At 59.7% G+C, this 25356-nt stretch carries 21 protein-coding genes; 9 read left to right on the top strand and 12 right to left on the bottom strand.

The genetic code is table 11. From position 1 onward, the window contains the following. Positions 1 to 293: 293 nt before the first annotated feature. Positions 294 to 626: a carboxymuconolactone decarboxylase family protein gene (locus LDN85_RS10185; protein WP_223945323.1), complete on the top strand. Its 333-nt coding sequence runs from the start codon at positions 294 to 296 to the stop codon at positions 624 to 626. Positions 627 to 634: 8 nt separating this feature from the next. Continuing rightward, entirely contained in the window at positions 635 to 1081 is a 447-nt protein-coding gene (locus tag LDN85_RS10180; protein ID WP_223945322.1) for a cupin domain-containing protein, read from the top strand. Positions 1082 to 1484: 403 nt separating this feature from the next. Here the strand turns inward: LDN85_RS10180 and LDN85_RS10175 are convergent, their stop codons facing one another. Together LDN85_RS10175 and LDN85_RS10165 are read right to left on the bottom strand one after the other, a co-directional pair. Next, positions 1485 to 1769, bottom strand: a complete 285-nt coding sequence (locus tag LDN85_RS10175) for a hypothetical protein (protein WP_223945515.1) — start codon at positions 1767 to 1769, stop codon at positions 1485 to 1487. Positions 1770 to 2940: 1171 nt separating this feature from the next. Then, positions 2941 to 4260: an MFS transporter gene (locus tag LDN85_RS10165; RefSeq protein ID WP_026540466.1), complete on the bottom strand. Its 1320-nt coding sequence runs from the start codon at positions 4258 to 4260 to the stop codon at positions 2941 to 2943. 230 nt (positions 4261 to 4490) lie between these two features. On the opposite strand from LDN85_RS10165, the gene LDN85_RS10160 reads away from it, so the two are divergent. Then, entirely contained in the window at positions 4491 to 5369 is an 879-nt protein-coding gene (locus LDN85_RS10160) for a LysR family transcriptional regulator (protein WP_162150369.1), read from the top strand. Positions 5370 to 5440: 71 nt separating this feature from the next. Here the strand turns inward: LDN85_RS10160 and LDN85_RS10155 are convergent, their stop codons facing one another. From LDN85_RS10155 to LDN85_RS10125, 7 genes are all read right to left on the bottom strand, one after another. Continuing rightward, positions 5441 to 5653 (bottom strand): hypothetical protein, encoded by a 213-nt coding sequence (locus LDN85_RS10155; RefSeq protein WP_035760648.1) that lies wholly within the window; start codon positions 5651 to 5653, stop codon positions 5441 to 5443. A 131-nt stretch (positions 5654 to 5784) separates the two neighbouring features. Beyond that, on the bottom strand, positions 5785 to 7182 hold the full coding sequence (locus LDN85_RS10150; RefSeq protein WP_026540464.1) for an aldehyde dehydrogenase family protein: 1398 nt from the start codon (positions 7180 to 7182) through the stop codon (positions 5785 to 5787). Positions 7183 to 7297: 115 nt separating this feature from the next. After that, positions 7298 to 8626 carry an aminotransferase class III-fold pyridoxal phosphate-dependent enzyme gene (locus LDN85_RS10145; RefSeq protein ID WP_051420772.1) on the bottom strand — a complete coding sequence of 443 codons (1329 nt, stop codon included), beginning with the start codon at positions 8624 to 8626 and terminating at the stop codon, positions 7298 to 7300. 93 nt (positions 8627 to 8719) lie between these two features. After that, positions 8720 to 9118, bottom strand: coding sequence for a heme-binding protein (locus LDN85_RS10140; protein ID WP_091470866.1), 399 nt, complete (start codon positions 9116 to 9118; stop codon positions 8720 to 8722). 102 nt (positions 9119 to 9220) lie between these two features. Further along, complete coding sequence (locus LDN85_RS10135) at positions 9221 to 10174, bottom strand: phosphotransferase (RefSeq protein WP_223945321.1); 954 nt, start codon at positions 10172 to 10174, stop codon at positions 9221 to 9223. 133 nt (positions 10175 to 10307) lie between these two features. Continuing rightward, a complete protein-coding gene (gene solA / locus LDN85_RS10130) occupies positions 10308 to 11435 on the bottom strand; it encodes an N-methyl-L-tryptophan oxidase (RefSeq protein WP_223945320.1) in 1128 nt (375 codons plus the stop codon). A gap of 35 nt (positions 11436 to 11470) precedes the next feature. Then, positions 11471 to 12085 carry a TetR/AcrR family transcriptional regulator gene (locus tag LDN85_RS10125; protein ID WP_223945319.1) on the bottom strand — a complete coding sequence of 205 codons (615 nt, stop codon included), beginning with the start codon at positions 12083 to 12085 and terminating at the stop codon, positions 11471 to 11473. A gap of 224 nt (positions 12086 to 12309) precedes the next feature. On the opposite strand from LDN85_RS10125, the gene LDN85_RS10120 reads away from it, so the two are divergent. From LDN85_RS10120 to LDN85_RS10105, 4 genes are all read left to right on the top strand, one after another. Then, entirely contained in the window at positions 12310 to 13107 is a 798-nt protein-coding gene (locus tag LDN85_RS10120; protein WP_223945318.1) for a tyrosine-protein phosphatase, read from the top strand. A 46-nt stretch (positions 13108 to 13153) separates the two neighbouring features. Beyond that, positions 13154 to 14602, top strand: a complete 1449-nt coding sequence (locus tag LDN85_RS10115) for an APC family permease (protein WP_026540458.1) — start codon at positions 13154 to 13156, stop codon at positions 14600 to 14602. Between the two features lie 66 nt (positions 14603 to 14668). Further along, complete coding sequence (locus tag LDN85_RS10110; RefSeq protein WP_223945317.1) at positions 14669 to 16237, top strand: amidohydrolase; 1569 nt, start codon at positions 14669 to 14671, stop codon at positions 16235 to 16237. Positions 16238 to 16368: 131 nt separating this feature from the next. Next, positions 16369 to 17220 carry an SDR family oxidoreductase gene (locus LDN85_RS10105; RefSeq protein ID WP_051420770.1) on the top strand — a complete coding sequence of 284 codons (852 nt, stop codon included), beginning with the start codon at positions 16369 to 16371 and terminating at the stop codon, positions 17218 to 17220. 1392 nt (positions 17221 to 18612) lie between these two features. Here the strand turns inward: LDN85_RS10105 and LDN85_RS10100 are convergent. From LDN85_RS10100 to LDN85_RS10085, 3 genes are all read right to left on the bottom strand, one after another. Further along, positions 18613 to 19557: a sporulation-delaying protein SdpB family protein gene (locus tag LDN85_RS10100; RefSeq protein ID WP_223945316.1), complete on the bottom strand. Its 945-nt coding sequence runs from the start codon at positions 19555 to 19557 to the stop codon at positions 18613 to 18615. 626 nt (positions 19558 to 20183) lie between these two features. Further along, on the bottom strand, positions 20184 to 20885 hold the full coding sequence (locus LDN85_RS10090) for a hypothetical protein (RefSeq protein ID WP_223945315.1): 702 nt from the start codon (positions 20883 to 20885) through the stop codon (positions 20184 to 20186). Positions 20886 to 20930: 45 nt separating this feature from the next. Then, complete coding sequence (locus tag LDN85_RS10085) at positions 20931 to 21380, bottom strand: SdpI family protein (RefSeq protein WP_223945314.1); 450 nt, start codon at positions 21378 to 21380, stop codon at positions 20931 to 20933. A gap of 1074 nt (positions 21381 to 22454) precedes the next feature. On the opposite strand from LDN85_RS10085, the gene LDN85_RS10080 reads away from it, so the two are divergent. After that, entirely contained in the window at positions 22455 to 23486 is a 1032-nt protein-coding gene (locus tag LDN85_RS10080; RefSeq protein WP_223945313.1) for a DUF4192 domain-containing protein, read from the top strand. Between the two features lie 178 nt (positions 23487 to 23664). Continuing rightward, on the top strand, positions 23665 to 24915 hold the full coding sequence (locus LDN85_RS10075; RefSeq protein WP_223945312.1) for an IS256 family transposase: 1251 nt from the start codon (positions 23665 to 23667) through the stop codon (positions 24913 to 24915). The last annotated feature ends 441 nt before the right edge of the window (positions 24916 to 25356 follow it).

Raw genomic sequence — 25356 nt, 5'->3', positions numbered from 1 at the left:
GCAAAGGTACCCAACAGGGGCGCCCGCGAGTCCCGCTTCTCACCCAATTCCTGCTGGGTTTGGAACATTTTGGGGTACATCTCCTTGCTTGGGTTTCAGCCTCTACTGCCATAGCCGACGTGGTGGGGATCCGGTGCCCGGAAAACCCAGCCGGGCTACTTGCTGGCCAGGCCTCCTGATGGGGGTACTGACCAGGACTCCCACAAGATCTACCGCCGGTGTTCACTGGAAACGAGGGATATTTTGCGAACAACCGGCCATTATCAGGACTCATCAGAGAGAGAAGGACCATCATGACTGACCAACCGAAGCAACTAGGCGGAGGCCGCAAAATGCTGGGAGAGTTCGCTCCGAAGCTCGCCGAACTGACCGACGACGTGCTCTTCGAAGACGTCTGGAACCGCCCCGAACTGAGCGCCCGCGACCGAAGCCTCATTACAGTAGCGGTCTTGACAGCCCGCGGGAACACAGACCAGTTGGGGTTCCACCTCGGCCGCGCCATCGACAATGGCGTGACCCAGGCAGAACTGCTTGAAGCGATCACCCACGTCACGTTCTACGCGGGCTGGCCCCAAGGCATGTCCGCAATGAGCGTCGCCAAGGAACTCTTCACCGATACCAAGTAGGGAAACCCATGAATATTGAACCCACGATTCCAACCACCAAAAATCCTTCCGCGCAGTTCTCGGGCGACGTCTGGCTCGATCCAATCGCACTCCCCCACGAGCCCGACCAGACCATGGTTGTCGCCACCGTTCGCTTTGCTCCGGGCGCAAGGACAGCGTGGCACTCGCACCAGCACGGTCAGTACCTGCGCGTAACCCAAGGGGTGGGTCGCTTCGGTACCCGCGACGGCAACATCATTGAAGTCCACGCTGGGCAGACGATCTACACTCCCCCTGGAGAGGAACACTGGCACGCCGCCGCCCCGGGCTGCTTCATGGAACACCTTGCCATGCTTCAAAACGGCGAAGACCCCTCGAAAACCACCCACTGGGGCGAGCACATCACTGACGACGAGTACAACGGCCGATCAGCGCATGCTGAGGACACCGCGACCGGTATCGATGGTGCCGAATAAGTATTACGTGGTTCCGGGATGTGCAGGCAGCTCAACCACGTTGTTGCTTTCGCTGCGCATCGTTGAAGCCCACGTGGCGAGGAGGTTGAGGGCGTCGTGTCCAGGGCTGCCGGGCACACCCCGCGGCCATCGTCAGAGGGACCTGACCAACCGGAATGACACACGATAAAGCAAAAAACTCTCTGACGAGGGGGTAGTCCGTGCCCGAGGGGGCACGAACGGGATTCCAAGCCCTGCAACCAGTGGGAGTGGCGGACACATGCGAATCCAAACCACTCTGGTGGCTGAACGAGGCAGCCCGGGGTGGAACGTGTGGACATTGTCCACACGTTCCTTCACCCCTCCAAACGAGAGCAGCCGCAACCACACCCCGTCCCAATTCCAGCGGAGATCACGGTATGGCTCAGGTGGCAGTTATCAAGCGCCCTACGGGGTTGGACTTGGGCAGTGGGCTGGATGCGAAGTCCGTGAATCCGCCAATGAGATGCGCGGACAGTTCGTCGAAAGTGTCTACGTCGCAGTTTCTCATCATGGGCGCGTCGGCCCATTCGTCGAATGTTCCGAACTGGAAGGGAAGGTCCAGGCAGTGGCCGCTGAGTTGGCCCTCCACTGCGCCACGGTAGGCGAACTCATCAATCATGGCGGGTATGCCGACGGTTTTGTATTCGTTCACAAGTGAGGTGGGCACCGACTTGTATTGAATCCACGATGATACGGCGAGGATCCTTTCGTAGGGTGACTTTTGCCCCCATAACGGATCGCCAATGACATGGTTACGTAGGCTCCCCGCGGGCAAGCTTTCCAGCCACTCCTGCACCCGCCTACTATCGGCGTGACGGAGCGTTGGGACGTTGTGGAAGAATGTTCCCGTCTCTTCGGCCGTGTACCGCGCGTAGACTGCTTCGGCACTGCAGAGCTTGGCAGCCGAAGTTGGATCAAGAAGATCCCGGGGGACGTTGTCGGTTTCGTGGGGCACGTATCCAGCAGCTGCATGTCCGAAAGCGGCCGGGGGCAACGCTGACTTGAGCGCTCTTTCCCCTGCGTCCAGGAGCTCGCGGAATGGTGCGCTCTCGACGTCGAACGGCGACAGTCTCTGGTTCGCGGCAGAGTGAATCCGGGCTTGGACGGCCGTGGATCTGGGAGTTCGGGTGCCCATGCTCCATAACGCCAGTCTCTCGAATAAGCCACGCGCTTCCGGGAGCACACTCAGGAGATGGGCGTACCACCCACCGGCTGATTGTCCGGCCAAGGTGACCCGGCCCGGGTTCCCCCCACACTTCGAGATATTGTCTTGAACCCAGGCCAACGCAGTAAGTATGTCCTGAACAGGTCGGCTCGGCGTAGGCCTGCCGCCGACGGCTGGAGGCGCCAAGTGAGCTACCGGCCCCAGCCTGTAGTTGAGAGTCACGACGACGAGGCCGCCCGCGGCTAGATGCCGACCGTTGTACCACTGGACCGATCCGCCTCCGCTCGTCCATGCGCCGCCATGTAGAAAGACCACCACGGGAAGTCCATCAGCGCCGTCAGGTGCCCATACATTCAAGAAGAAGGCATCCTCTGACTGTGGGTTTATGGTGTCAGCGCGTCCGAGAACATCTTCAAGTCCGCTCCCCCGGCTGGGAAATACCGGGACATCCGTTAAACGTTCGACGTCGGCCTGCTCCTCACCCTGGACCGGCACCGGCGGAGAAAATCGCCTTCCGCCAAGCAACGCCGCATATCGGATTCCGTAAAATGCGGCGACCTTGGCGGACCGGGGAGCCCCCCGTCCGGTTCTGTCGTACCCCTCCGTCATCAGAAACTTCATTTTGCACCAGTGCTTTTCAAGTAGTTGCGCCAAGCATCAGCCATTTGCGGCATTATTTCGTCAGGTCACGGCTGCGGGTTTCCTGTGAGATCCACAGGAACACTGCGCTGATGGCTGATATGGCCGCGATAAGAATGAGCACCGGCATGATTGACTTCTCAGACGCAGCGTAAACAGCGGCCACAACTGTCGGGGTAAAGCCCGCACCCACGAGGCTTGCAAGCTGATATCCCACTGAAGCGCCGGTGTACCGGCTTTGGGTAGCGAACTGCTCCGAGATAAACGCCCCCATTGGTCCGTAGATGGCGTTTTGTCCGATGCAGAACACGACGAAGGCGAGGGCGGTGAACATTATGCCGCCGGCTTTCAGCAATTCAAACATGGGGTAGATAAGAACGATTGACGCTATGCAGCCGAAGATCATCACAGGGCGCCGGCCAACACGGTCCGATAGCTTTGCGTAGGCAAGGATGAGTACGATCGCGGCAATCTGGCCGATGGTAAAGCCGAAGAGTACGTCCTCACGTGCCGAGCCTTGATCGACAGCATACGAGAGGCCAAACGTTGTAATGCTCGACTGCAGGGCAAAGCTTGCGATGCAGGCCAGGGCGACGACGAGGACTGTACGAGGCGACTTCATAATTGCCACGATTGGAGCGGCAGTGCTTTCTTTACCCTTCTTTTGATGAGCCGCAGCAACGAAGAGCGGGCTCTCGGAGACTTTCAGCCGAATGTAGAGTCCGAGGGCAAGCATGAGGGCGGAAAGGAGGAAGGGTACGCGCCAGCCCCAGGACAGGAAGTCGGCTTCATTGAGAATTGCCGAGAAAAGGCCCATCACCAGCGTGCCAATGATCCCGCCGGCAGGCGCACCGGCATTGACAAAGGCGGCCATGAATCCCCGTTTTCCAGGGTCGGCGTGTTCAAGCGCCATAAGGGTCGCTCCACCCCACTCGCCACCTAAAGCCACACCCTGCATGAGCCTTAGCAGTACGAGGCTGACTGCACCCCAAGGACCTATTACCGATTCCGGCGGTACAAGACCAACCAGGAACGACGCGACTCCCATAATGGACAAGGACCAGAGCAACATGCTCTTGCGGCCGAGCCGGTCACCGAAGTGTCCGAAAATGATGCCGCCGATCGGCCGGGCCAGGTAACCCGCCGCGAAGGTTCCCAACGAAGCGATGGTCGCTACCGATGATGGGAGATTCGAGAAGAACACTGGGCCGAACACCAGCGCGGCTGCGACGCCGTAGAGCAGGAAATCGTAAAATTCCAGAACGCTTCCCAGAAAGCTGGACTGGACCACGCGGCGCGCCTCACGGTGTCGTTCAACTTCGGATAATGCGAGGGTGCTTTCGATAGACGTCATCGTCTCTCCTAATAGGCAGTTTTTGGGTACCAGTCCAGGCACGCTGCAACGCTGCCTGCCTTACCCCTATGGGTGATTGGTTACCTCAATTTTTACCCGCACCCCAATAACTGTCTAATGACAATTACCCCTTACCTATATAACTATTCGGAATGCCTTTCAGGCGCTCAATACTTCATGGGATCCGCGAGACTCGTCTCCTGACCCTCCTTGTGCCCTACCCTGAAGCAATGGATAGGAGAGCACTGGAGTACTTTGAGACAGTGGCCCGACTGGGTTCAGTCAGCGGTGCGGCCGCTGAGATGTCCGTCACCCAACCGGCCATCTCCAAGCAGATCAGCCGCCTTGAGGCAGAACTGGCAGTACGGTTATTCCACCGCACCCCCACCGGCATGTCGACAACCGCCGCCGGGCAGGTACTGCTTGAGCTCGGCGAAGATGTCCTGTCGCGTTTCGAGCGTGCAGAAGGCATCATCAAGTCAAGGTTTCGAGGGCAATCATCCTTCCGCATCGCCTGTCCTCATTCCACCGCCGACATTCTCGCTTCTTTCATTTCCGCAAGAGACGCACCCATCGTCGACGTCGAAATTCTCTTGGCCAATGAACTGGATGGTGTACTCGACCGCGAGGTTGACATGGCTGTAAGCTCGCTGTCGCCACCTCGCAGCCGGGCCCAGCTCCCAGTGGCAACCATCCCTATCACTGTACAAAGCCAACCGGATTCAAATGCCCGGTTCGGCACAGCCTCACACGTTGATCTGGAAAGCCTGAAGGACGACTGGGTGATCGTGGCTCGAAGCGGCGTGCAGGTAGTGGTGACCAAGGCCATGTCCGGCTTCGGCACACCCGCCATGATCCGGGACGTCTCCACCGGCGCCATGGCCCAAGCCCTTGCAGCAAACGGGCACGGGCACGCCCTCGTGACAGAGCCTGCGCGCTTCGGCCTTCAAACCCTCCCCGCCTATGCGGACAACAGGCCATTGGAAATAGTCCACCATGCATCCTGGGACGCCACCCATTACGCCTCCGACGAGCTTCGACGCCTGGCCCGCGAACTCCGTCAATTCATGACCGACGACTGGGAGTGGCGACAAACGACAAGTTCATAGCACCAGGTACTGGACACCCCAGCGACTGCAAGGATTCGGACGTCGACGTAGTTTGCGGCGTCGAACGTCTGTTAGGTCAGGCGCCAGATCTTGTAATCGCCCGAGTTCAAAATTTGCCGATCTCCGCTGGACTGCCTCCGGACCCAGAGCACACCCAGCTCCGGTGCTGTTTCCTCTATCTTCAGCGGGTCCTTGGCATAGGGATCGTCCGCGATGGCCACCATTTCACCGGCCTTCAGAACTGACCAATCGCTCACTTCAACTGCATGTTTGCTCTGTTTCATGGGGTTCCTCGCTTCCTGGTGGGCTGGACTGCTGTGACTGCAATGGGCCTGACGGGCGAAACTCTCGACCCGATGCTGAGGTAGGCGACACGACGGACGCATGGCCCGCCGTGTCGCCCGGTTGGGTTTATTTAGCCGTTGATGATCTGGGGAACGCCGAGTGCTTTGAGGCCTTCGACGCCGAACTCCAGGCCGTAGCCTGACTGCTTCGCACCACCGAACGGGACGCGGGGGTCCACAGCGCCGTGCTTGTTGATCCACACGGTTCCGGCCTGGATCCTGGAAGCGACTTCGCGGGCCGCGTCCAGGTCGGAGGACCAGACTGAGGCCCCCAGTCCGACGTCGAGCGCGTTCGCTTTGGCGACTGCCTCGTCAACGGTGCTGTACCTGATAATCGGCAGCGCTGGTCCGAACTGTTCCTCGGCGACCAACGGGTTGTCGTTGTCGATGTCCGCGATCAGCGTGGTGGGGTAGAAGTAGCCGGGCGCGTCGGCGTCGGGGTTGCCGCCGATCAGGACGCGGGCGCCGGAGGCCTTGGCCTCCTCCACCAGGCGGGCGACGATGTCGTACTGCTGCTGGTTCTGCAGCGGGCCCAGGACGTTGTTCTCATCCAAGCCGTTGCCCATCGGCATGGCTTGTGCAACGTTGGTCAGTGCATCGCAGACGGCGTCGTACTGGGATTCGTGCACGTACAGGCGCTTCAGTGCTGCGCAGGTCTGGCCGGTGTTGATGAACGCGCCCCAGAACAGGCCCTCGGCGATGGCCTGGGGATCGGAATCGGGGAGGACGATGCCGGCGTCGTTGCCGCCGAGTTCCAGTGTGAGGCGCTTGACCGTGTCGGCCGAGGAACGGATGATCGCTTTGCCCGTGGCTGTGGAGCCGGTGAACATGACCTTGCCGATGGCGGGGTGGGATGCGAGGGCTTCGCCGACGTCACGGCCGCCGGAGACGACCAAGACAAGGTTCTCGGGGAGGGCCGTGTTGATGGTTTCAACCAGCGCCAAGACCGACAGTGGCGTGTACTCGGAGGGTTTGACCACCACGGCGTTGCCCATGCGCAGGGCCGGGGCGATCTGCCAGACGGTGATCATCATAGGCCAGTTCCATGGGCCGATGGCGCCGACGACGCCGATGGGGCGGTAATGCAGTTGGGCGCGGGTTTCGCCGTCGTCCACTACGGTTTCGGCCTCCAGGGGTGTGCCGGCAGCTGCTCGCAGCCACGCGGCACACGCGCCGACTTCGAAGCGGGCATTCGGGCCGTTCAACGGCTTGCCCTGCTCGCGGGAGAGCATCTTGGCGAGTTCCTCGGCGTTGGCTTCGACGGCGTCGGCGGCTTTCATGAGCGCGGCTGACCGTGCTTCATGGCCCAGAGCGGCCCAGGCAGGTTGCGCTTCGGTGGCGGCGGTGATGGCGGCTTCGAGGTCCTCGACGGTGTGGACCGGTGCTTCACCGACAGCTTCACCGGTTGCCGGATCAAGGATGGTCCGGGTCGGTGTGGATGTCGAGGTGAGCAGGCTGTTGGTGTTCATGGTTCCTCCTGGTTGGAAAAGTTATGAAGCTGATTCGGTGGTTGCTGTTCGATGGCAGGACGTGCGGGGCGGGACCGGATGGGTCCGGGCTACGTCGTTGGTGTGGGGAATCTACTCATGCGGTACGACCTTCGAGTGTTTCCAGGGCCAGGCGAAGCTGTTCGATCATGTACTCGGCATTTTCACGGTCGAAGACCATCGGCGGTCGCATTTTGAGGACGTTTTCGTGGCGGCCGATCTTTCCGATAAGAACCCCGCGTGTGCGCAGCTCTTCAGTGAGTGCCTTGGTGATGACAGGGTCCGGTGTCGTGTCTTCCGGATTCACCAGTTCCAGACCAAAGAAGAGGCCGCTGCCTCGGACGTTCTTGATCCGGGGGTTGCCTTTGGCCAGGGCGGCGAGTTCGTCAGCGATGTATTTGCCCAGTTGGTGGGCGTTTTCCAGCAAGCCCCGTTCTTCCATGACGCGCAGGACGGCAAGGCCGGCTGCGGAGGACACGGGGCTTCCCGCGAAGGTGTTGAAGTAGGTGTTGTTTTCCCCGAATTCCTCCAGGAGGGCTGAGGTGGTGATGACGCCACCTACGGGATAGCCGTTGCCCATGGGCTTGCCGAGGGTGACCAGGTCGGGTGTTGTTCCGAAAGCCTGGTGTCCCCACATGTGGGTGCCGATGCGTCCGAAGCCGGACTGGACCTCGTCGGCGATGACCAGGCCGCCGGCAGCGTGGACCCTGTCGGTGACCGCTTCGATGTAGCCATCGGGGGTTTTCAGCAGCCCTTCGGTGGAGAACAGCGGGTCGTAGAGGATGGCGGAGAGGCCGTAGCCCTCTGCTTGGAGTGAGGCTATTGCTGCGTCGACTTCGCGCAACGCCTCCGTCAAGACACGCTTTCGCTTGGCAGCTGTGAGTCCGGCAGCATCGGGTATGCGGATGGCACGGACGTTGGCGCCGAGGGGTTCCTTGACGTGAAGACCAGTGGTCAGCTCAGCCAGGGTTGTGGTGTTGCCATGGTAGCTGTGGTCGGAAATAAGGACGCCTGTGTTGCCGGTGTGCTGCCTGGCGATCCTCAAGGCCAGCTCATTCGCTTCCGAGCCGCTGTTGGTGAAGAACACCCGGTCCAGAGGCTGATCGAAAAGTGAAAGGAGCTTTTCGGCGTAGTCCACCACTCCGGAGTTGAGATACCGGGTGTGAAGATTGATTCTCTGGAGCTGGTTGGTGATCGCATCCCTGACGTCCGGGTTGGAATGCCCGACGTGGGGGACGTTGTTGTAGACATCCAGGTATCGTTTGCCCGCGGCATCTTCGACCCACACTCCTTCACCGGCCACAATCTCCAACGGCGTGGCATAGAACAACGGCGAGTGAGGCCCGATGGTGCGTACACGGCGGTCCATGAGGCTTTCCTGGAGGATGGCCTCGGGGGCCGGTTCTGTGGCTGTTTCGAGTGTCATTGCTGTCCTTGGCCGTTGAGCGGATTCGAATCGGGAAACGTGGGTAGGGGGCGTTGCCGGGCCGGACGGTCGATGGCCTGACCCGGCAACGGTCTAGAGGGCGTTGACGCCGGCGGTGGCAACCAGGTGGTCGTTCTCGACCGAGCTGCCGCTGACGCCGATCGCGCCGATGACGACGCCGCCCTTGGTCAAGGGGATGCCTCCGGGGAACGTGATCAGGCCGCCGTTGGAGACTTCGATGTTGAACAGCGAACCGCCGGGCTGAGAGATGGCACCGATGTCTCCGGTGGGCATGTCGAAGTACCGGGCCGTGCGCGCCTTTTTGATGGCGATGTCGATGCTGCCAAGCCAGGCACCATCCATGCGGGTGAAGGCTTTGAGGTTTCCGCCGGCGTCCACCACGGCAATGTTCATCAGGGTTTCGGAGGAACGTGCTGCTTCGCGCGCTGCCTCAAGTACCTGCTGTGCTTGTTGTTCGGTGATGTCATTCATGTCGTGCTCCTGTTGGATCATTCCCGTTTTTGGGCGTGGTTGTCACAGCTGATGGGGAGTCAGCCGGTCTGATCGGCCCGTCGGGTGGTGGTATTTGGTTGTCTAGACGAGTGCTGCCGGCGTGGCAGCGGCCTTAATGAGTTCAGGGAAGTCAGGGGAAGTGATTTCCCTGATCAGCCCTTCCCAACTGGTTCGCAATTCCCCTGCATAGTCGGCGTCGTCGTTCGGTCGGGCGTTGCCCAGTGCGGTGATCCACAGCCCGCTGTTGGACCAGTGGGCCACTGCCATGAAGAGCCGTGCGCGGGCAATTTTCACGGGGTCCTCGTTGCCGAAGTAAGCCCGGAAGAGGGCGTGGGCTTTGTCTTGTCCGAACCCGTTTTGGGCGGCGACGAAGCCGACTTCGTAGCAGGGGTCTGAGTTGCCGGCGAGGTCCCAGTCGATGATGTTGTACGTCATCGAGGAGGTCTGCTTGATGATGTTCGCGTCCCATATGTCCAGGTGGCAGGGCACGAACTGGGCTGGATCCAAGGCCAGGACCGTCTCCAGGCGATCCATCAAGGCTTGTATGGCCCGCGCTCCCGGGGGAAGTTCGATGCCGTGCGTTCCCGCCGCAGCCATCCTTTGTCTGGCCTGGTCGAAGGGATTGATGTCGTTGAGGAAGCGGCGGCCTGAATGGTGCAGCCGGTGGAGCGCGGGGACGAGCCGGGTGATGGAGTCCTCGTCATCGTTGAGCTTGGGGTGGCCGCCCGCGACGAAGTCCAAGGCCAGCGCCAGAGGGTCAGCGGAGACCGTGATCACCGGTGCGCCGACGCCTATGACAGCTGCGATCTTCGTGTTTTCCAGCACGACGTGCGCTGCTGGAAGAACGCCTACAGTTTCCCAGTAGTTGTTCCAGAGCTTGACGACGCAGCGGCGCTGCCCGTCTTCGACCAGGTAGTTCTTATGTGCTTGACCGCCAGAGAGCGAACGCGCGGTGACATGGCAGCCACCCCACTCCGGGGAGGATGAAAGCACCGCCTCAATGCTGGTGATTTCGGTTTCAGGGACGATGGTCATTAGAGTTGGATGTCCTTCGAATTTGGAATGCAGGTGCACTGTGTTGTTGTCGGGGACCGTCCTGGCTGCACTGTTCTACGAGCTCCCACAAGCTCTGTAACGGTGCGGTCAGGACATCAACGGATGACATTTCTCATGCCTTTGCTGTGACGAACCGCGAAGGCAGGAACAGGCTGGTTTCCGGTCGGGAAACGCCGTCAACATGGTCGGCCAACATTTCCCCGACAGCAGCCGCGTAGCGGAAGCCCCGGCCCATGTCGCCGGTACCGATGACCACTTTCGATGACTCGGGGTGCTCGCCGATGACCCAGTGACCGTCTTCGACTTCGGACCACATACAGACTGTGGTGGACACCGGGTTGGGGTCAATCTCCGGAAGCCTGTCGCGCAGCACGTCCTGGATGCGTTCGAGGTCTCCGGGACGAAGGTCCTGGCTGAGATCCTCCGGGTCGATCCAGTTTCCCTTTCCAGGGACGGAGAACTTCCACTCACCACTGGGCTCGGAGCAACCGTAGGACGGCGCCTCATCCGATCCCGGAGGCTTCGCGAAGTAGATGGCTGGCTTCGGCGGCCCGACCTGGCGGAAGTTGGCCAACACCTGACGGTCCACCTTGTAGGGCAGTTCCAGCTGCATCAAGTGGTTGGCGCGCGCACCCACGGTTACGACAATTTTGTCGGCGGTGTACTTTCCCCGCTCGGTGTTCACAACGATGCCCGAGGCTGTCTCGTCCCAGCCCAGAACGGACTCCCCTGTCCGAAGGGTTGCCCCCAACCGCCGGGCTTCGGATTGGAGTGCCTCGATGGCTGCGTGGACGAGGGCGACCGTGCCGTTTGGTTCCCACACGGCGACTTCTTCGTCGGCGATGCGGGCCCAGGGAAAACGCTCACGTGCTGTCTTGCCGTCAAGGACGTCATATTCGAAGTCAGAAGATCCCAGGGAAGCGACGGTCTTGTCGAACCACATCGATCCGGGCTCACCGACGAACACCGTTCCGGATCGCTCCAACAAGCGGGTACCGGTCTTCGCGGCCAGCTCATCCCACAGTTCGAAGGTCCGCTTGGTAAAGGGCGTGTATTGTGCCCCGGCGCTGCTGGACTGACGTGCCAACCGTGTAGCTCCACCGTGCGAGCCGTGCATATGCGGAGGCGCAAATCGATCCAGACCCAGGACGGTCTTGCCGCGGGCCGCCAGATGCCATGCCGTCGATGAGCCCCACGGGCCCAATCCGATAACGATGACATCGTAATGTTGTTCAGACACAAGTTCCTCCGTTGGTGTTTTGACCCAGTGGCGGGTCAGACAGTAGCTCGTACGAGAAGTCCATCAATGAGCAGCCGCACAGCCTCGACGGCCTGCTCTGCGTTCGCAGGTTTGCCTGCTGCAGCCGCTCCGGCGGCACGGATAGCCCCGGTAATCGTTGCGGCCAGGACCTCGGTTGGTGCGTCCGCATCCAAGGTCCCGTCCTCTTGGGCGTGCTTCAAATCCTGGGCAATCAGTTCCTCAAAGGAACGGGACGTCGAACCCAGGACACCGGACAACGCCGAGACCAGGTCCGGACCCATGACGCCATAGAACCGGCCCGCGGGCTCCTTCGTGGCCTCCACCAAAGCGAATGCCAGGGCGGTGATCCTCTCGCCGGGATTGGTCAACGCATCACGCAAGCTGATACCCCGCACGTAGACGCCATCGGCGATCCGGAGATAGACCTCGCGGACGATCTCTTCCCTGCCGCCCGGGAAGTGGGAGTAGATCGTCCCACGCGAAACACCCGACCGTTGGCTGAGAACTTCGATAACCGTCGCGGCATACCCCTCTGAGCCCAGAAGCTCGGCTGCGGTGTCCAGGATGTCCCCACGGGTCCTCATGCGGTTCCGTTCCCGTACCGAAAGGGGCTTGTCAGCGGTGCTCATTTTCGTCCTTTGCTTAGGTAATTAGGTGACCTGCTTCACATGATTGCACACCCAATCCTAAAAGTGAACACTCAGTCCAAACTTTGGCAGAAGCTGGCAAAATCTGACGATGAACCGCTCGCACAAGAACATTGAACAGTATGACCAGCTTTTGGACTAGCTGTTTAACATCGAATTAGCATGTTCTATTGCCGAACGACACATACAGGGTTTAGCTTTGCTGTATGAAACAGGTCACAGTCGGCTCGGGTGCATCCATGGCACTGCAGAGCGTCCGGAACTTCCGGAGCATTGGTGGTCTGCGCGCCCACGGAGGATCCCGCCTCGCTGAAGGACTCGTTTACCGGAGCGGACACTTCGGGTCCGCTACCTCCCGGGACCGTGAGCTGCTGCGGTCCGCAGGCCTGCAGTTCATTGATTTGCGTAACCCTTGGGAATCACACGCCGAAGACCGCACTGTTCCTACCTGGAAGGGCGTCCAAACGCCCCTCCAAACCAAGGACGGCAGAGATGCTGTTCTCTGGTCGGCGGTCCGGGAAGGCCGGCTCACAGAACTGGCTGACACCCTCACCGCCGAAGAAGCTGAAGAAGCGATGCACCGCCTCTACGCAAACGACATCGCCGGCAACCCTTCAGTATTTGCCAAATTCCTTACCTCCCTGGCCACCGGCGACCTGCCCGTGGTCGTCCACTGCTCAGCAGGAAAAGACAGGACCGGCTGGGCCATAGCCGTACTCCTGACCGTCCTGGGTGTACCCGATTCCGTAATCCGCGATGACTACACCCAAAGCTCTTTGCCCGAAAACCAGTACCTCATCCGCACCACCGCAGGGGACGTCCCACCCATCGACAAGCACCTGCGCACCATCATCACGCCCCTGCTGGAAGCCCGACCCAGTTATCTCGACGCCGCTTGGCGCAGCGTCGAAAACACCTGGGGATCTCGCCGTTCCTACCTGGAAGACGGACTCGGGCTCACCCCGGCACTCAGCCAAAAACTCCAGGCCCGGCTCCTCGTCTGAGGACTCCGCGCCCCGGCTACGGCCGCCCTTTTGAAAGAGAAACCCCATGATTGATAACGTCAGCGAGTTGCCGGCAACGACGCCGTCCAACACTCCTGCACCGCAACCAGGTCACCTTCGCTCCAACAAACTCGGTGTCTTCGCCATCGCCTTTTTCGTCATCGCCGCCGCAGCGCCGATGGCAGCGGTGGTCGGAACCGGTCCTGTTGTCTTTGCCTCTGTAGGAGGCGCCGCCCCGCTTATTTACGCCATTGCGGCTCTGCTCATTGCACTTTTCTCCGTCGGGTACCTGCGGATGAGCCGGTTCGTCATCAACGCCGGCGGCTTTGTTGCCTACATCGCCAAAGGTCTCGGCACGCCGTGGGCCACAGCAGGTGCCGGACTGGCGGTACTGATGTACCTCAGCCTGCAGGTAGGGCTGTGGTCGCAGTTCGGCGTGTTCGCCGGGCAGCTGCTTGAGAGCCTCACTGGACTCGCCGTTCCCCCGGTCATCTGGATTATCGTGTTGCTCGTCATCACCACGGCACTGACCATGCGGGGCATCGACGCAAGCATCCGGCTTTTGGCTGTCCTGATCATCGGCGAAACCCTTGTTGTCGCAGCCCTGGTCATCACGCTCGTAGCCAGCAAAGGCCCTGAGGTCTTCTCGGTTTCCGGGTTTACCGCTGACAACCTATTCAGCCCGGGCCTGGGCATCGCTTTGCTGTTCGCGTTCCTGTGCTTCACCAGCTTCGAAGCCACGGTCGTGTTTTCAGAAGAGGCAGTCAACCCGCGCAAAACCATCCCGCGGGCCCTCTATGCCGTGATCGCCTTCGTTGGCATCTTCTACACCCTCTCCATCTGGGTTATCGGTGGCGCCATCGGCGTCGACAACATCCAGCAGACCGCCACCGAAGACCCTGCAGGATTCATCTTCAGCCTCGCCAGCGCCAGCGGCGGCGACGCTCTGAGCATGTCCATGCAGGTCCTGGTCGTCACCAGCTACCTGGCCATGCTGCTGGGCCTGATGAACATGTTCGCCCGCTACCTCTTCGCCCTGAGCCGCGCCGGCGTCCTACCGACCCGACTCGCCGCAGTCTCCAAGGCTGGAAGCCCCTCCCCCGCAGCCCTGACCAACGGCATCGCCGTGGGCATCGTCGTTGTCGCCTTCCTGCTCTTCGGCGCCGACCCGATCACGGTCGTTTTCGCCTGGTTCAGCGCCCTGGCAACAGCGGCGTTCATCACCATCCTGATTGTGACATCCATATCGATCGTCGTGTTCTTCGTCCGGACCAAAGACTCATCCAACATCTGGGCGACCAAAATCGCCCCCGTACTCTCCACACTGATCCTCTCCTACATCGGATACGTGACCATCGAGAATTACGACTCACTCATCGGTCCTGACAACGCGGCCGCGAAATGGCTGCTCATCCTCATCCCGGTCCTGATCGTTGCCGGCCTGCTGTTCGGCAAGGCCAAAGGCAGCATCGACTACGCCAAAGAGAACGTCTAACTCCTGCCCGGTCGTCACTTTCCCGAAGACGGCAAGAAATCCACATTTGCTTGGAAGGACCACAGAGTGAGTACTGCGTACACGAATGGAAAAATCTACACGGTCAACCCTGACCAGCCCTGGGCTGAAGCCCTAGTGGTCGACGACGGGGTCATAGTGGCCATCGGAACCGAAGAGGACATCCGACTCAGGATCACCGAGGACATCGAGGTCGTGGACCTGGAGGGTCGGATGATGATGCCGGGCATCCACGATGCACACCTGCATCTGCTCTTCAGCGGCCTCAAATTCCGGTTCGAACCCAGGCTGAGCCCGGGCGGTGACCAGCAGCGGGTCATTGAAGACATCCGCTCGTGCAACTGCAGCGGGCCGGTTGAAGCGGACGGCACCAGCTGGGTTCTGGGCGGGGACTTCTTCCCGCCGGACCTGGGACCGGGCGGCGTCACCAAGGACTTCCTGGATGGGGCCTTCCCCGATCAGCCGGTCTTCCTGTACGACTACACGATCCACCACGGCCTGGCGAACTCGAAAGCCCTCGAATTGGCCGGGATCTCCGAGGACATCACCGACCCTCCCGGGGGACGCTACATTCGCGACGAAGCCACCGGTGCATTGACCGGTGAGATGGTCGAACAGGCCCGTTGGCCTGTTCTGCGGTCGATTCCGGACTACTCCCGCACCACCAATGCCGAAGCCATCGCCTGGGCGGTATCGGTCTGCCACGAATTCGGCATCACCTCCGTGCAGGAAGCGTCCGCATCCCCGCAAGCCCTGCAAGCGTTCCGCGATCTGGATCAGGAAAACCAACTCAAGATCCGCATCGCGGCGCACCTGGTGTGGCGTGATGAAGGCTTCGGCATGGCCACGCTCGACGCCCTCGAATCCACGATCAAATCCCGGGACGAATGGGCCTCACAGCACGTCGACACAAAATTCATCAAAGTCTGGCTGGACGGGGCACCCTTGCCTCCACACTTCACCCAGGCAGACCTGACTGAAGACGGGGCGGTTGATGAAACCAACATCTTGGTTCCCGAAGAGGAATTCGTCACCAGGCTCGCTGAGTTCGACGCCGCCGGCCTCACCGTCAAAATCCATTGCGCCGGTGAAGGATCCACCCGCCGGGCCTTGGATGCCATCGAAAAAGTCCGCACCATCAATGGCCCCGACGGCCCGCGCCACGAAATCGCACATGCCGGGTTCATCAGTCCCAGCGACTACGCACGCCTCCACGAACACAACGTCGTCGCCGAAATGTCCCCGGCCATCTGGCACGTGCCCGAATACGGGCTAACCGACTACTACCACTTCAACTCCGTGCTCAAGAATGATGCACACATGACCGTCGGATCGGACTGGATCATCACCTCCGATCCCAACCTCTTCCCGGCACTTCAAGGCATGCTCCAGCACGCCAGCGAATCCATCGACCTCCCGTCCGCCCTTGAAGCGATGACGATCAGCGGCGCCCGGGCCGTCGACCAGCAAAAACACCAAGGCTCCCTTGAAATAGGGAAAACAGCCGATTTCATCGTCCTGGACCGGAACCTCTTCGACGTACCCGTCAATGAAATAGGGTCCACCCAAGTAATACGCACCGTCTTCGAAGGCGAAACGGTGTTCCACAGGCCATGACCCGGCACACGTCGAGGGCACGATGACCGCTGACCGTCACCGTGCCCTCGACAACCCCACAATCACCCATTTCGCCTAAGCGGGCGGGCCATGGGCCTACCCACGGCCGCCCCTTCACGTGAGGATTACACATGAACAACTCTTCAGTCGCGATTGTCAGCGGCGGAGGTACGGGCATTGGCGCCGCCACCGCAACAACGCTTCGAGACCAAGGATGGGAAGTAGTCATCTGCGGCCGACGCCCCGATGTCCTGAACAAGGTAGCCCGCAGCACAGGATCACATCCGGTCATTGCCGATGTTTCCTCAGATGCAGACATGAAGCGACTCGTCACCGAAACCATCGACCGATTCGGCGCCCTTAACGGCCTGGTACTCAACGCCGGAATCGTCAGAGCAGGTGTGGCCGGGGACCTGAACGACGAAGACTGGGACGCCATGCTCAGCACAAACCTGACAGGACCGTTCTATCTGATCCGCGCCGCCCTACCCCACCTCTTGGCCACCAGAGGAGCCATGGTCGGCGTCGCCTCCGCCGCCGCCCTGCGGGCCACTGCAGGTATCGCCGGCTACGACGCCACCAAAGCAGCACTGGCAATGCTGATCCAAACCGTCGCCATTGACTACGGCCCTGAGGGTATTCGAGCCAATTCCGTATGCCCAGGCTGGACCCAGACCGAAATGGCAGACATGGAAATGAGCGAATTCGGTTCCGAACTCGGCGTAAGCCGCGAAGCCGCCTACGAGCTCGCAACAGCCTTCGTCCCCACCCGGCGCCCCGGCTCTTCCTCCGAAGTCGCAGCACTCATCGCCTGGCTGCTATCAGATCAAGCGTCGTACATAAATGCCGCTACGATCCCTGTCGACGGCGGGCTAGTAGCTGTCGAACCAAGCGCAATCGCCTTCGACCCGCGAGTGACAGTCACTTCCAACAACCAGAACAACGGCTTGGAAATACCCACACACATGGTCCAAGCAGGATAGATCTAGCCCCTCAGAACAGGACACCCCACGGGGAAATGCAAAGGATCACTCCCGCCGACCCTCAGTAGCACCGCCGGTCGGCGGGAGTGGCTTCCTTCAGCGACCCGCATGGGGCAATTTCCGGGACGGTTACACCATGTGTTCTCCGGCGGATAGATAGAGTTCTTGCGTGGAACCCATGAGCGCCGTCGCTGCAACAATCTCAATAGCGAGCGGATCCTCTGGCCTCTTACAGACCGGGACCAAGGGCCTCCGTTCGGCCTATCGCCGCGAACGGTTAAGCGGAACAATCGACCAGAAATGCTTGAAGCTGGACGCACTCTCAGGCAAGGACATTGAGTTTTCTGCCCGTTTCTACTCCGCGTCCCGGTGGCCGATAGCGGCGAGGCACCCTCGAAGCAACTATCGGTTCCGGCTTGTCACCCGCCCACGGTCCGTATCATCGGACCCATCGGCCAAGCGTTAGACGCTGGCTTCGCGCTTCAGGCTTCGCTGGGAACGTGCGTCGGGCCCGCCTCCAGTTGATTTCAATGTACGCGTCGATGGCACGGCCAAGACCAACTTGAAAGCACTCAGCCGACCGCCACTGAATCCCCCCTCGGAATGACCCCTAGTATGTAGAGCGCTTCCTGATCGGCGTCATGTCGCTATAGACACTCACATGCATGAGTAGATATAGGCCCAAGGAGGGAAGAGCACATGGCTGCAATCAGTTGCAATAAAGAAGACTTAAGTGTGGACAATGTCCACACCCCCTTTGGCCGGACAAAGCAGCGACAACGCAGGCTCCACGACATCATCCGCGAGCCAAAAACCACGAACTCTATCGAAGGATTTCGAAGTCATGTTGCGCTCAGTTCCCCTACCCATGAAGAGGTGTAGGCCAACCACGACCTACCCGACGAACCAAGAGAGGCACACATAACCCCAGATTAAAGCCAGCGGACGGTCACCAGCCTCGACCCTGAACCCGCTCTCCCACAACCAAACAGGCGTCCCGCGGCGCCAGGCACACCCCGCGGCCAGTGTCAGAGGGACCTGACCATCCGGAATGTACACACGTTAAAGCAAAAACCCCCTCTGACGAGGGGGTATGCCGTGCCCGAGGTGGGACTCGAAGGTGATTCCAGGGCTTGTTATTGCTGGGAAGTCGCGGAAACATGCGGAATCCGGGGCAGTCCGGCCCGTGTACAAGGCAGTTCGAGGTGGAAAGTGTGAACAGTGTCCACACCCGGGTTCGGGTCGCAGTCAGTGCGCGGAGCGTCAAAGCAGGCTTCACCTTGAACAGCGGATGATAGACGCCCGACGAATCGGTCCGGCTGGGGCTCAATGACGGGCCGGGCACAGACAACGGTCCGGTCTCGCTTCAGCAACCTCCGGACGGCTCACTGCTCAAGCGATGGGCGCCGGCTTGCCGCGCGGACTCACGTTGAAGGGCAACTCCGACAAAAGCTTGTTCATGACAGGACCCCCCCGCGACGCTGCAATCATGACGGAAAAAACCATGGCCAGTGCGAAGGACCGGATCCCAATGAACATGATGATGCCGACATGCAACAAGACGCAGGCGACGAATCCTGCGGTCTGCACCATGGGTCGCCTGCTAAGAAGGGTTCCTGCAATGACGCCTTCCATAATCATCGTTCCCCAACTAAGTGTTAGGGCAACGATAGGAACGGATGTAAGGAAGAAAACGAAACTTTGAAGAAAGTTCGCAGTTCCGAAGAACTCACCGCGAACGATGTAGTACAGGGCGCTTCCCTCGCTCCAATTCTCAACACTCAGTTTTGCCAACGCACTGTGCAGATAAATATACGCAATCTGGATCCTAAGAGCCCAATGTGCGGCCCACGAAATTCCTTGCCACGCACCAAATCTGGTAGTGGACCGTGAGTGGCCTTGCGGCCAGTGCCAAAGCCGGTTATCTGGTAGAGAGACAAACACGAGGAAAAAAGTAGTGAAAACCAATACCGTGTCGCCACCGTCAGGTAGGGCAACTGTTTGGGCAAATGAGTAGGAAAGCCAAAGGTGGAGAATTGACGTAAATCGAGGAAGAAACCCGGAAGCCACAACGATTAGACCAATAATCATCAAGACTTGCACAACTTCATCCGAGAGCTCGCTCGCAACGCAGAATAACGATACGTTCTCCAGTGCACGGGTGCACTGTCCGGTTGGAGGCTGTCCCAGAATCGGAACCGAGTAGAGGTAGGGTGCTGGTGTCAGTAGGAGTGTCAGTACCTGGGAGAGCGCCAGACCGCTCCTGGCGACAGCAATGATTCGGGATTGTGGATTGAATGACCAGATGTCATTGTTCAGCCTGGATATTATTCTCATCGCACCTTGCATCTCGAATCCACAACCGCACCTTTGACTTCAAACCGGGCTTCTGATTCAAATTCCCGGTAAGCCCAGGGGACTGCTTTGGTCTGAAAAATTACTATCCGGCCGCAAACGGAAGCAACCGGTGAGTCATTGTCGACGATCTGGGTTTCCAGGGATCGCACCCTCTCAAGGCAATCCTGTCGACCGCCGTCGGGGCTGCAATCGGCCCATTCCCTTATGGTGTTACCAATCACGCCCAGCTCCGGCCCCTGAGACCTTTGTTTACGACTTAGTCCGAAGTAGTTTTCGGGCCGGGTTTGTGGAGTCTGCATCAACGACTCTACGGATCCGTCATCTCGGAGCTGATAGACGGCGAATTCCGGATCGTTGGGCGGCTTTGTGAAGAATGCCCACGCTTGGGGTGCAACTGACACCAATGTGCGGCGAAGGGGCTCCCCCTCCTTCACGGCTAACACATTGCTGGGCATGGCGTAGAAGATCGTAAGCGCGAAGAAGGCGCCAAACAGTGCTAGAGAAATTACTCCCGCAAGCGCCGACGTTCTTGATCTCTGTGAGGGGTCATGCAGGGTCATGGCAAGTCTGGGCAGATAGCCAGTTCAGGGATAGGAGTGACGAATTCATCGCAGCGCCCGTGTGAGCTCTGCAATCGCGGTGTCCCGCCCGATCTCTTCTACACCTGCCGTTGTCATGTAGTCCTTGTTTGCCAAATAGCCGGGAACTACTAGCAAAACCAAAACGGCGCCACCGGCTACGACCACGAAGGTCGCAACCGCTACGTTGGCATACAAGGCGCCGTTTGCCACTACGAAGGCAGCCACCGCTGCACATGTCCATGTCACGCCGCACCCATAGGGCGTAACTTGCTGCGCATCCTGAGGATCGGTTATCGCCTTGCGATAGGCCAGGTAGTCATAGAACTTTTCCGTGAAAGTGGCCAGGCCAGCCTCGACCGAGCGGGGCTTTCCGGAGCGGAGCTTTGGCAGTACTTCGGAACTAAACCCTGGGTAATAGACCAGGAAGTCCTGAACGATCGGGTCAACCTCGGCAAGAGTTGGGACCGGACGATCTGCGGCAAAACCCAGCAGGCTAAGCAATCGTGGGTTACTTTCGGCCAATGGGCCGATACCAGCTAGGAGAAGCCGGAGCGCATCTTCGGCGCTGTAGTTTCCTCGGAAATCTGTTTTCTTCGTTGAAACAGTGGTAGCTACAGATGCTTGAGCGGACGAGATACCAACCGGGCCGAGCAGAAGAGATAGCAACATAGCCACGCTGATGCGAAAAGTTCGACTAGATGAACTATAAAACACAATATCCCCCAATATTAATGAAAATAAATTTAGTTGTAGACTGATTGCCGCTTTGGATTATTCATCGCCCTCAGTAATGTGTCGAGCCAGCGAATCGGCTTTGTAGTACATGTGCATGAGCAGGGCCACCATGATGACCGTGAACCCCATACCCGAGAAGAAGATCCACGGAACACTCGAATCATCCTTGGGTAGTACTGCGAATATGACCCACAGTGTTGCCACAAAGCCGATGAGCATCACCGGAATAGCTTTCAGGGCACCAAGCGCTGAAGTGTGTGCAGCGTTCCATGCACGCTCAGACGACAGAGTAGCCTTCGAACGGATGCCAAACGTATAGTTAGGCTTCGAATCGCCGGACTTAACCTGCGATGCCAGCATTTGAAGTAGGCCTGCTACAACCAAGAACGCAATCGTGAACATTGTCGTGCTGAAAACCGCCCCCAAAACGATCCTTTCACTGTTACGTACTCGGATGACCGAGGAAACTCCAGATTGAAATGCCACGCTAACATCGGCCGTGGCCCGTCACAAATCACGGCCTTTGATTTGCTGTGCCTCCGACCCCGACCCCGCTTCAGTCATTCGCTAGCACCTGCGAAATAGGGAGATAACTCGTCGGCGGAGTTACGTTTGTCCTGCAGAGGTCGGAATGGACCCAGCCTGGAGAAGGCCTAGGGCCCCATTGACGGGCCTGGCGTCGACGCCGTCGTCAGTGTCATGGCGGCAGACTGCTTCCCCGCTCCCCGCTGTCTCTGTCCCACCGCCCAGACCTCGATCTCTGACAAGGCCGCCACAGCTCGGATCCGGCAACTCAGGACTCGCCGGCCGGGGAGCCGCCCACAATGCACACGTGGCCAAGAAGGTCTCCGACGTAGGCGGAAGTACACGCATCAGACCTTCGCCTCCTTCGCCTCCTGCGTCTGCTAAACATCATTGACACCAGATACTGTCGAGCCCGCCCACACAACTACAGCGAGCACCCCCGCCGCCAGGCCAAAGGACTATCTGACCTCGTCGACCCCGCACTCTAATACGCCGCAACACTGGAACCTGAACGCGCCCAGTGTAAGACCTGCCCAAGAGGATCGATCATCGACATAACCGGAGAAAAACTAGGAGGTCCCACCACAAATCAACTCGTTGAGACATCGAGACTCATGGCGGCTGACGGATTCCCGAAAGCTAGGAGCTCACTCATGGACACTCAGGTAGCCGATAACGGCGCATATGTCGGGACTGAAAGCAGTCCCCGGCTCATCCGGCGGAGCGATCCCGCCATGCGATGCCTGATGCCGAAGACTAGGGCCGCTGAGTCATGACGCTGCACATCGGCCTGCCCATGAATAGCCAGAAGCAACAACGCTGTTTGTCATTCTGATATCCCGATCATCGCTGGATGGGCCTCCGCGCAACCGTGGCGTCACCGCGCCCTGGAAATTGGCTCAGTGCTCCCACGCCACTTGGCCCTTTCCGAGGACCTGCCCCGGTCACCCCGTTCCAGCTCCGTACCAGCGCACAAGACCCCATGAGAACGGCGCAAAGGCCAAAGACACAACGCACGCACAAAGGAACAGGACAATGAATGCGCTGACCATCAAAGACCCGGCAGACTTGCTGAGCTTCATCGGGCACACCCTCGGATTCTGGCCCAACGAGAGCTTGGTCTGCATCACCCTGGACAAGGGCAAGGTCGGCGCCACCCTCCGGATCGATCTCCCCCGCCAACCAGGAACAGAACTCCCCTATGCCCGAACTGTCAGCAGCTACCTCACTAGCGACACCAGCGCGACGAGCATCGTCTTCGCCCTCTACACCTCAACCCACAGTGAACCAGGCCAACCCAAACCACACGCAGTTACCATCGCCGCACTCACTGGAGTCCTCGCCGAGAACGGCATCACCATCCGCGACGGGATCTTCGTCAGCGACGAAACCTACTCCCCCTACGACAGCGAACCCGGACAAGACATCACCCTGCCCATCAGCACCACCGAATACAGCCGCGTCAACGCCGAATTCATCTACCGCGGCAGCACCATCGAACCCACCAACCAAATCGTCCTCCCTGCGCCAGCCCACGAAGCAGACCACGCCATCGCCGTCGAAAACTGCATGAACACCATCCGAGCCCAGTCACCCGATCAAGCGGCGCTACATGCCAGCCAACTCTGGACGGACATGCTCGTCAGCAACGACTTCCCCACCGACGAGGACTGCGCCGCTCTCATCGCGAACTTCCAATTCCCCCACATCCGCGACCGGCTCATGGCCGACATCCCCGGCATCGACGAACCGCCCCAGCACATCCTCTTCGCCCAAACTGAGACTGCTCCGAGGTGGTCACAGATCGAATGGGCCGAACAACTGCTCCTCCACGCCTACACCAGAACCAGCCCACAACACGCCGCACCCATCCTCACCACCATCGGCTACATCAACTGGTGGGAAGGCAGAGGATCCAAAGCACACCAATACATGCAACTCGCCCTCGACACCGACCCCGGATACCGCTTCGCACGACTCACCGACCAAATGCTCGGAGCCGGCATCATCGCCGGCTGGAACACCAACAAAAACACCGCCTACAAAACCCGACTCGATATGCCTTAGGCCACTTTTCCGAGCCTGTGCCGGTTGACCGAAGATCGATTATGGCGTTCGAGGGGGTCGGTGGGAGCGGCTTTGATCGCCTCGAAGTCACCCAGTTTTGATCGCGGGGACTGTCGGAATAACGGTGGATCCGGGGTTGGCCTGACACGCCGGGCTTGCCTGGCGGGGAGGACTGATCATGAGCGACACCATGGATCCCATGGCGACTGATGTGGATCAGCAAGAGTTGGCGCGGCAGCTCCTGTCCCAAGCCAAGGAACAGGGGTTGGAACTTGTTGGCCCGGGAGGGCTGTTGAACAAGCTGACCAAGAACGTCCTGGAGACCGCGTTGGAAGCGGAAATGGACGAGCATTTGGGGTACGGAAAGCATGACGTGGCCGGGCGTGGGAGTGGCAATTCCCGTAACGGTACCCGTTCGAAGACCGTGCTCACCGAGATTGGCCCGGTGGAGATCGATGTGCCCCGGGACACCGGGTCCACATTTGATCCCCAAACGGTGAAGAAGCGCCAGCGTCGGCTGACCGGTGTCGATGAAATCGTTCTGTCCTTGAGCGCGAAAGGGCTCACGACCGGGGAGATTGCGGCGCACTTCGCCGACGTGTTCGGCGCGAAAGTCTCCAAGGACACCATCTCCCGAATCACAGAGAAGGTCGTCGGGGAAATGACCGAGTGGCAGAACCGTCCTCTGGACCGGGTGCTCCCGGCGATGTTCATCGACGCGATCCACGTCAAAGTCCGTGATGGGCAGGTCAGCAACCGGCCCATCTACGTGGCCATAGGCGTCGCTACCAACGGTGAACCGGACGTCCTGGGATTGTGGGCCGGCGATGGAGGTGAGGGAGCTAAGTTCTGGCTTGCGGTACTTACCGAGATCAAAAACCGAGGCGTGGAAGACGTTTGCATCACTGTCTGCGACGGGCTCAAAGGCCTGCCGGACGCAATCAACACCGTCTGGCCCCAGGCCGTGGTGCAAACCTGCATCGTGCATCTGGTTCGGAACACCTTCCGGTATGCCTCCCGGAAGAGTTGGACCGAAATGGCCAGAGACCTTCGCCCGGTCTACACGGCACCATCAGAGGCTGCGGCCAAGGAACGGCTCGAGGAGTTCACCGGCAAATGGGGCCGGCAATACCCGGCCATCACCCGGCTCTGGCTCAATGCTTGGAGCGAGTTCGTTCCCTTCCTGGACTATGACGTTGAAATTAGGAAAGTCATCTGCAGCACCAACGCCATCGAATCACTCAACGCACGATACCGCCGAGCGGTCCGGGCACGCGGACACTTCCCGACCATCCCCGCCGCTCTTAAATGCCTCTATTTGGCCACCAGGGCACTGGACCCTACCGGCCGAAGCAGAGCACGATGGATAGCAAGGTGGAAACCGGCACTGAACGCCTTCGCCATCACCTTCGAAGGCAGAATCACATAATGCCAACACCCGAATCCACCGTTAAACGGACACTCCCTGATCGCGGTGTTCTCGCAGGCGGAGGGTGCCTCCGGCAGATGCACTTTGCCCGCGCCAGGACGCTGAATATGGCAGGAAATGGCGTCTAAATCCAGGAAAACGTGCCCCCTTTGCAGGATTTGAAGCCGACGCCAGCTGTTGTTCTGCAGGGTTGCTTGCGCCGACATATACGGCATGTGCCTAGATCGATACCTGCTTCGCGGCAAGCCCGCCAACCTGGAAGCAGAAGACTTCGGTCCCCCAATGCTTTGCTGATTTTCCAAGGATGGAACGGCCCAAGAGATTTTGGGACCTCAAACCCGGAATACTGGGACTCGAACGCTCTTCCGGCTTTGGGAACCACGGGAACCCAGAGAACATGCGGATCCCGGCCAGACCGGTGAACTTACGAGGTCGTCCACG

It is taken from the genome of Arthrobacter sp. StoSoilB20, from assembly GCF_019977295.1.
Lineage (GTDB): Bacteria > Actinomycetota > Actinomycetes > Actinomycetales > Micrococcaceae > Arthrobacter > Arthrobacter nicotinovorans_A.
The sequence above is the reverse complement of the archived record's forward strand: the minus strand, read 5'-3'. Positions and strand labels throughout refer to the sequence as shown.